Annotated in this window: 8 protein-coding genes and 2 pseudogenes; 7 read left to right on the forward strand and 3 right to left on the reverse strand. The window is 63.2% G+C overall.

Features of this window, described 5'->3' with window-relative positions; all coding sequences use genetic code 11:
• Nucleotides 1–205 precede the first annotated feature (205 nt).
• Nucleotides 206–1,225 (reverse strand): glutamine synthetase, encoded by a 1,020-nt coding sequence (glnII, locus tag ACVWWN_RS16440; RefSeq protein ID WP_457144829.1) that lies wholly within the window; start codon nucleotides 1,223–1,225, stop codon nucleotides 206–208.
• Nucleotides 1,215–2,921 (reverse strand): glutaminase A, encoded by a 1,707-nt coding sequence (gene glsA / locus ACVWWN_RS16445; protein WP_457144830.1) that lies wholly within the window; start codon nucleotides 2,919–2,921, stop codon nucleotides 1,215–1,217. The genes glnII and glsA overlap by 11 nt, the downstream gene beginning before the upstream one ends.
• Nucleotides 2,922–4,268: 1,347 nt before the next feature.
• Between glsA and ACVWWN_RS16450 the strand changes: the two genes are divergently transcribed.
• From ACVWWN_RS16450 to ACVWWN_RS16480, 7 genes and pseudogenes are all read left to right on the forward strand, one after another.
• The gene (locus ACVWWN_RS16450) at nucleotides 4,269–4,676 is read left to right on the forward strand and encodes a response regulator (RefSeq protein ID WP_457144831.1); all 408 of its coding nucleotides are present in this window, start codon (nucleotides 4,269–4,271) and stop codon (nucleotides 4,674–4,676) included.
• A gap of 1,632 nt (nucleotides 4,677–6,308) precedes the next feature.
• The gene (locus ACVWWN_RS16455; protein ID WP_457144832.1) at nucleotides 6,309–6,650 is read left to right on the forward strand and encodes a hypothetical protein; all 342 of its coding nucleotides are present in this window, start codon (nucleotides 6,309–6,311) and stop codon (nucleotides 6,648–6,650) included.
• A 184-nt stretch (nucleotides 6,651–6,834) separates the two neighbouring features.
• Nucleotides 6,835–7,374 carry a hypothetical protein gene (locus ACVWWN_RS16460; RefSeq protein ID WP_457144833.1) on the forward strand — a complete coding sequence of 180 codons (540 nt, stop codon included), beginning with the start codon at nucleotides 6,835–6,837 and terminating at the stop codon, nucleotides 7,372–7,374.
• 122 nt (nucleotides 7,375–7,496) lie between these two features.
• Nucleotides 7,497–8,153, forward strand: a pseudogene (locus ACVWWN_RS16465) (ESX secretion-associated protein EspG); the annotation flags it as partial.
• A gap of 13 nt (nucleotides 8,154–8,166) precedes the next feature.
• A complete protein-coding gene (locus ACVWWN_RS16470; protein WP_457144834.1) occupies nucleotides 8,167–8,442 on the forward strand; it encodes a hypothetical protein in 276 nt (91 codons plus the stop codon).
• Nucleotides 8,443–9,464: 1,022 nt separating this feature from the next.
• On the forward strand, nucleotides 9,465–9,737 hold the full coding sequence (locus tag ACVWWN_RS16475; RefSeq protein WP_457144835.1) for a hypothetical protein: 273 nt from the start codon (nucleotides 9,465–9,467) through the stop codon (nucleotides 9,735–9,737).
• A 607-nt stretch (nucleotides 9,738–10,344) separates the two neighbouring features.
• A complete protein-coding gene (locus tag ACVWWN_RS16480) occupies nucleotides 10,345–10,809 on the forward strand; it encodes a hypothetical protein (protein WP_457144836.1) in 465 nt (154 codons plus the stop codon).
• Between the two features lie 379 nt (nucleotides 10,810–11,188).
• Here the strand turns inward: ACVWWN_RS16480 and ACVWWN_RS16485 are convergent.
• A pseudogene (locus ACVWWN_RS16485) lies at nucleotides 11,189–12,355 on the reverse strand (LLM class flavin-dependent oxidoreductase); the annotation flags it as partial.
• Between the last annotated feature and the right edge of the window lie 6 nt (nucleotides 12,356–12,361).

Genomic DNA, 12,361 nt, shown 5'->3' on the forward strand with positions numbered 1-12,361 from the left:
GTCGACGCCACGCCCGAGGTTGCAGAAGTGGTGCCCAAGAGGACTATTCGAGTTCGCAAAGCCTCACGTCGCATCCAGGGCCCACGCGGTCACTACGCCACGGTGACCGCGATCGCGTCATCCGCGCCTGCTTTGTGATCGCCGTCGACGAAGCCCGGCCCGCAATATCGCGTGGCCGGGTCGCCGTAGAGTCGCCTCGTCAGCGTCAGGCCAGGTCGGCCTTCTCCAGTGCCGCGCAGCAGGTGTTGACGATCATCCTGGTCACCACGTATGGGTCCGCGTTCGCATTCGGGCGCCGGTCCTCGATGTAGCCCTTCTGCTCGAGCTCGACCTGCCACGGGATGCGCACCGACGCGCCGCGGTTGGACACGCCGTAGCTGTATTCGTTCCACGGGGCGGTCTCGTGCGCGCCGGTGAGGCGAGTCTCGACGCCGACCCCGTAGTTCCTAACGTGTTCCAGCGGCTTGCTGTCCCGGCCCAGCGCCTCGGCGGCCTCGATGACGGCGTCGTATGACTCACGCATTCTCTTGGTGGAGAAGTTGGTGTGCGCTCCGGCGCCGTTCCAGTCGCCCTTGGCCGGCTTGGGGTCGAGCGTGGCGGAGACGCCGACATCCTCGGCGGTGCGGTATAGCAGCCAGCGCGCCACCCACAGTTGGTCGGAGACCTCTAACGGTCCAAGTGGGCCAACCTGGAATTCCCACTGCCCGGGCATGACTTCAGCGTTGATACCCGAAATCTCCAGCCCGGCGGCCAGACAGTTCGCCAGGTGTTCTTCGACGATCGGGCGGCCGCTGATCTCATCGGCGCCCACGCCGCAGTAGTAGCCGCCCTGCGGGGCGGGGAAGCCGCCCTCGGGGAAACCCAAGGGGCGTGAACCCTGGAAGAATGTGTACTCCTGCTCAATCCCGAACAGCGACTCCTGTGACGCGTAATTGTCGGCGACCTCGCGCAGCGGCGCCCGCGTGTTGGATTCGTGGGGCGTGTCGTCGGTGTTGAACACCTCGCACAGGACGAGGATGTCGGCGCCGCCACGGATCGGGTCCGGATACGAAGTAATAGGCATGAGGACACGATCGGAGGCGTGGCCCTCGGCCTGGCTGGTGCTCGAGCCGTCGAAGCCCCAAATCGGCGGTTCAGCACCGTCTTTGAGGATCTTGGTTTTGGATCGCAGTCTAGCTGTCGGCCGGGTTCCGTCGATCCAGATGTACTCGGCTTTATACGGCATGTTCGTCTTCCTTTTCTTCGGGTTGTTTTCGATTTGTGAGATGGGACAACTCGGTGAGCGCTCCCGACGCGACCTCGTCACCGGACGCCTGCGACTCCAGGAGAGTGACCACCGCGTTGTGCTTGGCTCGCCGGGCATCGGTCAGCGGCGTACCTCCCCAACGGTCGGTGGCCCCCGGTCGGGCACCAGCGGCGAGCAGGAATCTGACGGCGGCGAGCTGCCCCTCGGCCGCGGCAAGGTGCAGCCCGGTCCGGCCGTCGTAATCGGCTGCGTTGGGGTCGGCACCACTGGCAAGTACCGCCCGCAGTTCGTCCAGGTCACCCTGGCTTGCTGCGTATAGCAGCCGAATGGTCCCGTTGATTGCTGTTTCGTTCTTCTTCCGGCGCGGATCGCGTTTACCGGTGTCCTCACCGACGGTCAATGAGTCGAAGACGTGAAAATTGTAATGGGTCACGAGTTCTTTGCAGAAGTCCACTCCGCGCACCGAGTTGCCGAGCGAGTCCAGCCTCGGAGACCATACACACACGCCCATGACGCCGGGCACGACGAGCATCAAACCACCAGACACGCCGCTCTTGGCGGGCAGACCAATCGTGAACGCGAACTCCCCTGAGTAGTCGTACATGCCGCATGACGACATTAACGAGAGGCAGTGACGCACCGTGCTCGGTTTGAATACGGGTTCGTTGGTCAGCGGATTGATGCCGGCGTTGGCAAGGGTGGCGGCGACCACTGCCATGCCCCGCGCGTCGAGTTCAATTGAGCAGCACTGGAAGTAGAACTCCAGTGTCTCCACCAGATCGGTGCCGTCGGGAAAGGCGCCGCGCTCTCGCATGAAGTAGCCGAGCGCAAAATTTCGGTCCGCGGTCCTGCGCTCCGACAGATAAACCGAGTTGTTGAAGCCGACTCTGCTGGAACCGGACAGGCTCTGCCAGGTCGCGGCCACATGGTCGAAGCGATCTGCGAGCTCATCGCCGGAACGCAACAACGAGGTGGTCATGATGGCGCCCGAGTTGATCATGGGATTGTGCGGCAACCCATCATCGGTGAGCGACAGTTCGTTGAACCCGCGGCCGCTGGGCTCGCGTCCAACATGACGATGAACCGTCGCAACACCGTGTTCCTCCAGCGCCAGGCTGTAGTTGATCGGCTTACACATGGACTGCACGCAGAACAAATCATTGGTGTCGCCAACGTTGAAGCGCTGCCCGTCTACCGTGCAGACCGCCATACCGAACTTATCCGGATCGACCCGCTTGAGTTGGGGGATGTAGTCGGCCACGGCTCCGCTGGCATTCGCCCCGACCCGGGCGTACATTTCGCCCAGCTCGCTTTCAAAGCGCGGGAAATCAGGAATCACCAGATCACCCCGCAGCGCTCGAGCGATCAGCCGACCGCTTGCCTCGCAGACAGCGGAAAACTGCTCCATCGTCAGGCGGCCACCGTCGATCCCGTCCGCATCGGGCGGATCGGCCACAATCTCGCGCACCCGCGGGTCGTCGGGGTCGATTCCTGAGGCGCGGATCCTATTCATCAGTTCGATCAACGAAATCCGCTGCTGTGCATCTATTTTGAAAGTATGTGCGAGCGCGTCGAAACCACCGGAATCGTCGGCGGCCTGGGCGCCGCCTCGGCGCGTACGACCACGCATCGACGGTGCCGGCCCCGCCGTCGCCGCACTTTTGGCTACAGCCATCCCTACTCCCGTTGTCTCTGCAATGACTCAATCGATTTTTTCGTGTCTTAACCGGTGTAACGGACGGACGTAACCCGCCCATCACATGTGTGACGCAAGCGGTGGTCAGATTCAGGATGTTGGGTATAGCACACCATACTCAGCCGGGTACACGGCCAGGGCACACCAACGAAGTGGCGATCGCTGATCTACTCGCGAGACCGGAGTCAGTGCAGAGATACTCGGCATGAAAAGATCGCGCGCACTGCGATGGTGTGAGCGGCGCCGGAGCGAGAAGAGCGGGGCCCCAAGGCCAAGCAAACCTGAAACCAATTTCAGAAGGGCATCACAAACCAGTGATGCGGCGGGGTGCCGAGCCCGACCTGCTAAAAATCGACGATACGAAAGTCCGGTGAGCGTCGCTAGCACGCCGCCCGGCGACAGCCGCATCGGCGACCACTTCTGTTCGTCTCGGAGTTCGACGAAAGCGGTAGTACGCAGGATCGGGGCGAATCCAGCGTGTGCTTACCCCTGAACCGGAGATGGCACGACGCGATCGCTCACCCAGTGCCTGACCACGATCCCAGGCGCCGCTCCAGAGCCTGCCCCGTTGCGTGGCGAATCGCAACACGCGTGCTGAAGCGACAAGGCATTCGAATTTCATCGAAATCTGGCCTCGGAGTGTTACCCAAACCGAGGCACCCGTATATCATAGCATTGATCGCGGACGCCGCGTATCAGTGCTACGTCCGTCTTGGCTTGCATAACGGAGTTGATTGACGCTGATCCGGAGTAGTCTCGCATGTTCACACATTCACGGTTGAGCGGCCGCCCGGGGCCGGTAGCCCGTGTGATGACCCCCTTCTGGTGAATAAGCTCGCGCGGCATTCCCTTAGGGATGGCGGAACCCAAGTCCTGCGGTGCCCATATAGACGGGATCGTGTAGCCGGCCAATCAGGCATATGGCGGACGTGAATGTCGCCGGGACCGATCTCACTCTCACGCTGGCTCAGCGACTTCGGGCCGTAAACAGACGTCCTACGTGAATACTCGAGGTCGGCAGCCTGCTTCCTTGAACCCCGATGGAGCTCAAGGTTCAAGTGGTCCTGAGTCAGTCAACAGTTGGTGTATTGCCCAGCTCGAGTCGTGAATACGGCTTCTGACGGCAGGTGAGCGAGTGTGCTGGTAAGCCACGCGGTGACCGGTCGGTGTAGGCGGGCAACCAGTTCGCGCCACCAAATCAATACACCTGGACAACCATCGCCCGAACGGCGTTACCGTGGATGGCGACTCGTAGAATTCCGGGTAGCCTCAATGCGAACGAGAGCCGACGGCTGCAAGTCTGTGATGGTGTTCCCCCGAGGAGCCGTGCGCTGCCTGATCGTCGATGACAACTCGAGTTTCCGCAACGCCGCATGCAACGTGCTCGAGCGAGCAGGTGTCACCATCATCGGTGCGGTGTCCAACAGTGCTCAGGCACTTATCAATTACACCAAGTTGAATCCGGACATCACGCTCATCGATATTGGTCTCGGAGCGGAATGCGGCTTCGAGCTGGCCAAGCAGCTCCATCTGGTGGGCCTGCCAACACCATCACCGTTAATACTCATGTCCGCCTATGACGAGGAGGACATCGCCGACATGATTGCGGCCAGCCCCGCCGTCGGATTTATACCCAAGCTCGACTTATCGGTCGAGGCTATCTACAACTTTCTGGGGATCTGTGAGGAAAGCGGTGATAACGAGAGCTCACTCAGTGGGCCTCCAGGAAGGTGATCCCCGTCCTGACCCGGCCGCGACCGTCGCCGGTTCCGGCAAGTCCAGCTTGATCAGGACGCTGCTGCCACGCCATTCACACTGTCTTGAATGATGCCCGGCCCCGGGTGATGCCGCCGTTGGAGCGCCTCCGGGCATCAGGGTGAGCGTCTCGGGTTCACGGGGTGCTCAGTGCCGCCGGTGGGCCCCGCGTCGAGACGCCGAAACCGTCTCCCGCGGTCTGGTCGCTCCCAGCTCGCCGTGCGCGCTACACCACTAATCTGACGGCGATCACTGCGAAGAATTCGTGGCCGTGGTGCGTACCCCGTTGCGCTTGGTGTTCGGCCATCAGGAGACTGAATGGATGGCAGCGCTGGATGTTCGCATCATCGGCGCGGTCGTCCACGAGCGGACCGGGGTCGCCGAACATCATCTCGAGGGCGTGCGAGCGGACTGCGTGCGTTGACCGCGTTCCCTGAGCGGGTGTGGCGCCAGAGCTGGTCGAACAAACCTCAGCAACACGCTCATCAAAAGATCCGTTGCCGCGCCATGTCGTCCCAGTATGTTCCCGACCGCAATGCTCTGATAGATCTCGTCGGCGCCATGCTGCCGAACAACACGACGAATGGGCCGAATCCCGCGGCTACCTGTGGCTGGACGTCCTGAGGAAATTACGAGTCCAGAAAAGTCGGCCGAGACTACAGGCGGTCGCGCCGCGGCACTTACCGCCCGCCCACTATCGGGAAGAGTCACGACGACGACGACGCCGCACGTCACGCCTCAGGGCTTACCAAGCTACGGATAGGGCTATCTGTCGACTGGAATGACTGCCGCGGCTCGTAAGACGGGACGCGCGTCGTGCGTGACTCGTACCATGAGGTGCCAGAAGTGAACGATGATGACGAGGGCGGCTCAACTGTTGGAATGCCAGCATGCCGACGGATGGCTTTGGGGGCTGACGGCTGTCGGATACGGTCCAGGGTCTCGCCGCCCGGGCATCGAGCAAGGGTATGGCGGAGGCCGCCGACTCGGTCGCCACTGCCATCGTGAATCCTCGCCACCGTGCGGAACTGGTGGCAACACGGCAGCGCGCAGCCGCGGCTCGTGAATTGGTGACCGACGATCTACGCGAGATCGCGCGGTGCCTATCCCGCAAGCTAGTGGACGTGCGGCTCGGGTACGCCGTCCCAGCATCGTCGTTTGCAGGCTACGGTTGAGGGTCGGTGGTGATGAAAAGCACTGGCGCGTGGAGTAATTACCTCAGATGCGTTGAATCATGGCAACTCACATAGCGTTGCCATCGTAGTGGAAGATCACGGTTATGATCGAGCCCGCGCTTTGATGGAATCAACGGCTCGCTGTGTTGGGGGGTACAAATGGTCCTGTCGGTCGTTGAACCCGTGTTGGCGGCGAATGCCGAAGCAGGTGAATGGATCTCCGCCGCAGGTTCGGCTGACCCTGCCGCGACGTTGCGTGCGCTCGGTGCCACGGTCGGCCCCATCGGGGCAACGTTTCTGGCCGGGTACGGGCTTGCGGAGGCCACCAATCTAGCCGGTACTCTACGGTGCGGTGCCGTGCACGCCGCGATCGGTGGCGCGAGGGACGCTGCACCTACGTTGTTCACTGCTGCCGATGAAGCTTGACATAGTTGCCATGGGATTTGTGCCGCAACCACTTCCGGTGATTCCGCAAGCTTCGTCGACCCTGGTCGGCGCGGTGACGCCAACTGCTCACCTGGCGCGGATGCTGCCGGGATTCGAACCGGAGACGGCTATCAATGCTCAAGATGTCGCACTGGCCGAGTGTCTGAACCGGCCCGTTCATGACATTCTCGCCCGTTTGGGAGGTCCCTTGCTGCCTGATGTGGCGCCGCCGGCTGGTCCCCGCGAGCAGGTGGCCATGATCCGCCATCGATTATCGCTGGGCAAGGTCAGCCCTGCGGTGATCGGTGAAATGGATATCTACAACTCTCCAGGCATCGACCTCAGAATCTAGAGAAGGAGTTTCCCATGACGCACAGTGCCGAATTTTCCATGAGCCCTGCGGACCGAACAAACCTCCGCGTCCGCGGTGATGTACCAGTACGAACGTGACTGTGCGTCGCTGGCCGCGCCCTGGGAGCAGCCTTTACCCCCAGAGGTTTCCGATAGTTCCGCACTCGATGCCGAGCAGCACGCGAATGCGATCGACGACGACACCGGCACCGATAGTGGCGGCGGGGCGGGTGACGTTGGTGCGCTGGGGTTCGCGCCGGCACCGCTGGGCATACAAGGCCAATGAGGTCAAGTCCAGCAAAGACTCTAAGGCATTGCACGGGGTCGGCACTACATATGGTGCCGGGGCGGCATCCGGTGTGGGAGGCACACCCGGCATGGGCGGGGGCTATGGCCCGATGGCTGCGCTCGGGCGAAGCGGCAGCGGTGGTCGTGAGCACGAATCATCCTTGCAGGCAGGGACTCTCGATGGTGGCGGTGAGCCGGGCGCGGCCTTATCCTGGAATGACGTGTCCCGGCTGCCTGCCGCCCAGCAGGGCGACGCGCCGTTCACGGTGTCCAATGTCAGTTGGGGTCCGAGCACGTCGGTATTCGACGAACTCGCCACACCAGCTGAGCCCGCGGCGATTCCGTATGCCGATGAGCCGTCGGCGACTCTGGAACGGGTGTCGGATCGGTGGGTGTCGCCGCCGGTGATCGGCGTTGACAGGGAGTTGACATTGTGATCGATGTGCTCCCACCTCGGCTGAGCCTGGCTGTCGACGAACTGCAGGTAATGGCCTCATGCCTCGGTATCCATGACCTTCCAACGGTTCTGGCCATCCGGTAGCGGCACAGCACCGTCGGTGACCGAGGGTCTGCGTTCGAACGCGCTCGCCGAACGGTGACGTCCCGAAACTTAATCAGCGACAGCAGTGTGCATCCAGATTTGGCGGCGATGCTGCAGGCGCTGCATCGCCCCGATCGTGAGCTGGCCCTACGGATGGTCACTCCGGAGGGGCAGGCGCGGGCCAGCATGGTGCGGCGAGGGTCGCAATGTGTGCTGGCGCGCCGCGTCGGCGATGAGATCGAGTTGCGAACCGTCGGGCACGATATCGAATTACAAGATGCCGCGGCAGCGTTACTGGCGGAACTGCCGCAGACACGTCCAGCTGATATCGCCCCGGTCGGAGCGCCGATGCAGGACATGTCGCAGAGTTTGTCCGGCACGCACGATGCGGTTGGTCTCGCTGATCAGCTTCGCACTCTCGGAGTTGGTCCCCGCGGGGCGATGCTGCTCGGTACCGCCTTGGCGTCGCGACAGGCGTTCGCCGAGATCGTGTATTACACCCTCGCCGATGATGACGGCCGGATAGCGCGCAGTCCGGGGGCCGTTGCGGTGTTCTATACCAAACGCGGGACTTTTGAAGTTTTTTCCGCTTCAGGGAATTTAAATGACTATTCCCCACCGTCGCGTCGAGGTGCTCCAAAACTATGGGACATATGGCCAGGCCGTATTGAGTAAGGTCTACGTTCCTATGATCACGGATATCGCCACCAAGAACCCTGCGTTCACCTGTGGCAGCAAAAGCGACAGTTGCGACAAGACACCCCCCGATGGCGGGGCCAATAGTGGTGACAGGCCGCCGGCCGACGGCGGACCCAATAAAACTGGCGACAACAAAACTGGTGACAACCAAAGTACCGGCGGCGGCGGTGACGGCAAAGACAAGCCGCCACCGGCGCCCAAGCCGCCGCCGGGTCTGGATACTAAAGATCTGAGTGCGAATACCGGTGGTGGTGGCGCATCGTAAGGTAGTCCGCCTCCGGCGCCTGGCCTCGGAGATCTTGGGAATATCGCCCGTGCCGGCACTGGTGGTGGCGCCGCGGAGGGCAGCCCGCCTCCGGCGCCGGGTCTGGGGGATCAACCCCTCCACGGCCTGGACGGGCCCTTCGCCGTGGATCCGCAGCTCGCCACGGCGCAGGCGGGGGGCGGCAGTGGCGCGGGGGGCGACCCGTTGCCGAATCTGACCATGCCGCCCGTGCCGGATGGGACCGGGGGTTTGGGGCCCAGACGGTTTCCGCCGGGGATGCCTGGGGCTGGACTCAGTGGTGCGCCCGATCCGTCGAGCGGGCGGGGCCCGCTGAGCGGGTTGGTCAGTCCGGCCTCGGATGCGCTCAAACAGGCGACCAGCGCGATGCTCAAGAGCGGCGCCGGACCACTTGGGGCCGAGCGTCCACCCGAGGGTGCGCTTGGTCAGGGCCCTAAGGGTCTGAACGGCATGCCTAACCGTTTGGAGGGCGGCCCACACGCCGGCGCGGCAGGTTCGGGCCCGACGAAGGCGCCGGTTCTACCGGGGGCTCTGGAGAGGGGGCGATGCCGAGGGCCGGTTTATCACAAGCGAAGGCCGGCGCTGGATTCCCGATGCCACCGGGTGCCACCAGCGGATCGTCGCCGTACGGCGGTGGCGGACAATGCGGAGCAACAGGAAAGCCACACAGTCCCCATAAAAGCATGCGCAAGAAGAGCAATGGCGAAGCCATCTTGGGAGACCCCGATGCTGTGGTGCCTGTCATCGGCGCCGATAGCGGCGGCGAGCCGCGAGCGGAAGGTTCTGGGATTGGCGATGCGGACCCAAGGTCGGTGCCGCCGTCACCGCGGTCGCGGCGGCATCGGAGTGGCGAGGGTTCTCGGGTTGACTGTGCAAGTCCATAGCCAGGAGTGATCAGTGCACCATCACGTTTGCACGGGCGTCGACAGCAGCCGCGGTCTTGCAGCGGAAGTAGCGCTCACGTGGGCTCGGTGCTGGTCTCACACGTGGGCTCCGTTGGCCTGGTGGGCATCGACGCCATCGGAAGGGGCGGCGGTCACGACTTCATGCCGTTTCCGTTCCGGCACACGAAGCGTTCACGTTTCACGATGGCCGATGAAGCGCAGGCATACGCCGATGCCGTCCCAGACCGATTGCGCTATGGCGATCTCAGCGTGTTCAACGAAAGCGCCACGGCGTATATGAAGGCGGATATTCGGGTGGAGTGCCATGTGCCGTACATGCCGACTGAGACGGCCAGTGTGCGTGCGATTCGCCTACCGGTCAGGTCTGCTTAGGATCTTCGCCATGCAGCGTGCGGATGACGATGTCGTGCATGTGTACACCGTCTCGCCCTACGACTTGGATGCGGCGATCTGTGATGCGGGCGTGACAGCGGACACGCCGCCGGGTGTGCTGCCGGATGTGAGGGTTGTCCTCCGGGAAGTCGGTCAGGCGTGGGGCCTGGTACGTGTTCGGCCCGAAGTGGCGTCTCCAACCACGCTGCAGGTCGAATCGTCGAATGCGCCTGGCACCACTGGAATTCGCACGGCTCCTAGTGAGGGGATGCCCACCACCAGCGCGGTGGTTGGGCCAGGTTCAGTGAGCCACCGCGCGTCAACGGGGTTGGAAACCAATGGGCAGCCCAACGCGAACGAGGTTGCTGAACGCCGGTATTCGTATCGGAGCATGGTGAACGCTCGAACTTGGTAGCCGGGGTAGTGGCGGGTGGTTTTGCTCGGCAGCTCGCTGATGCGACTAATCGGGATGTGTTGGCTCCGGTGGAGGCGGTGGTTTTTGGCACCGCTGAGCATCCTGGCGAGATCGTGTCCGCCACGGGGCAGTCGTGAATGTTGTTCCTCCCGAACCACGGCTACGGTGAGACTGATCTTGACAGTGAGGGTTATGACGTCCTCAACGACCCAATTCCGTCTGACGCCTAAAGCCCGGGGTGCGGCGGGTTCTGAGGTTGTAACCGACTGGCAGTACAAGCGATTCAACGGCATCATCTCCCTCTCGGTGGCGCAGGCCGGTGGAAGCATCGTCCGGGATTGGCCACAGTTGGGCGCCGGGTCGGGCAGTGCGGGTGAACATGTCGACCGCCAGGATGGCGCTGGTTCGCTCGGTGCGGGGTGGTCTATCGCGGATCGCAGCGGAGTGCAGATCGCTGCAGTTGAGACCTCCTCGACTGGGCCGGCGACTCCCGCGCTTGCAGGACTGGAGGACACCGCACCGGTGGATGACGACATGGCGGTGCGTGGGGTTGCTGAGCGCAATGCACGCGTGTTTGCCTGGCTGAGCACTCCGGCCGCGCTGACGAGGCGCCCATCCATGCGGGGTCTCGGGACGATGACGCATCCGCTGGCCTAGAACCGGCTGTGAGCTCTGGCCACGACCGGTCAACACTGGGACCTCCCGGGTGGCCGGGAGGCGGGGCGGATGCATCGGGAACGCATGAGGAACGGCGGCTGCTGGAGCCGTAGCGGGATTAGGCAGGGCATCGATCCGGTGTTGGCACAGGTTGGTGCACGACGCCTCGCAGCGACCGCAGCCGGGTTCAGCTTGCTGGTCGGCGTAGTGCCCTGGATCGAGAGGAGGTCTCTTGACGCTGGAGGCGGGTGCCGGAACTGCGCGGCAGCAGGCCTTAACGGTCATCCGAGTCTGGCATATCGTCACGTAGCTCTCTCCGCCCTTCGCGGAGAACCGAAGCGCGCATCAGCTGTTGCCTGTTATCGGTCGCCGTCTTGAGTTCGTTGGTGTGTTCGGTGGTGGCCTTGCCGATGGCGTCTATCGCGCGTCCCAGTAGTTGGTCGCGCTTGCCCTTGGCCCAGTCGTGCGACGCCTGCGGCGCGCTCAGCTGACCCTTGAAGTGCGGCATCACTTCGCGCGCGAACAACTCGTAGGAGTGATACGTCGCGGCAGGCGGCGCCCAGTCATGGCCGAGCAGCAGAAGGGTGCCGAAGCCGCCGGCCGTATCCAGCAGGCTCTGGATGTAGGTCACCGCGTCCGATGGTGTCCCGATACAGCAATTGCCTTTGTCCGCATAGTCTTCGACGAACTCGCGTTTGGATCGGGTGTGCTCGACGGAGTTGGCGAGCGGGATGAATCCGGCCGAAGCGAAGTAGTCCGCAAAATCCTGCAGGCCGTACGTGCAGTCCTCGATCGCCTGATCACGAGTGTCAGCGAGGTGGATGACCGCCAACACCCGCCAGTCCTTGCGGTCCGGCTCGGCACGGCCGGCCTTCGCGGCCTGGTCGACGACGACCTCCCAGGTGTTCTCCAGCGCCGCGTATCCGCCCGGCATCGACATCGATAAAGACAGCAGCGACGTTCCTAACGCGCCCGCGAGTCGGGGCCCGGTCGGTGAAATCATTGCCGCGGTGGATATCTCGGGATATGGCCAGGTGTAGGGGCGGATATGAAGTGCCGCATCACGCAGGGTGAACCAGTCGGTTTGCCTGCTGATCCGCTCACCGGGCGCGGCCCGGAGCAACGCAAGAATCGCCTCGAGCGACTCCTGCGCCATCGGGCGCTGATCCACCGGGTCGATGCCCATCATGTACGCATCCGACGGCAACGAACCCGGCCCGGTACCGAACATCACCCGTCCGCGCGTGAGGTGGTCCAGAAGCACCCAGCGATCGGCCACCATGAGCGGATGGTGGTATGGCAGCGACACCACCCCGGTGCCGAGCCTGATGTGCTTGGTGCGTTCCGCGGCCGCGGCGATGAACACCTCGGGACAGGTGATCAATTCGTAGCCACCGGAATGATGTTCGCCGAACCAGACCTCGTCGTAGCCGAGCCTGTCTAGGGCCACCGTCCGGTCCATATCGTATTCAAATGCGACCGTGGGAGATTGGCCGACTGCGTGAAACGGTGTGAGAAACACACCGAAATTGAGCGGATTCGTCATGTGAGC

It is taken from the genome of Mycobacterium sp. URHB0021, from assembly GCF_054057895.1.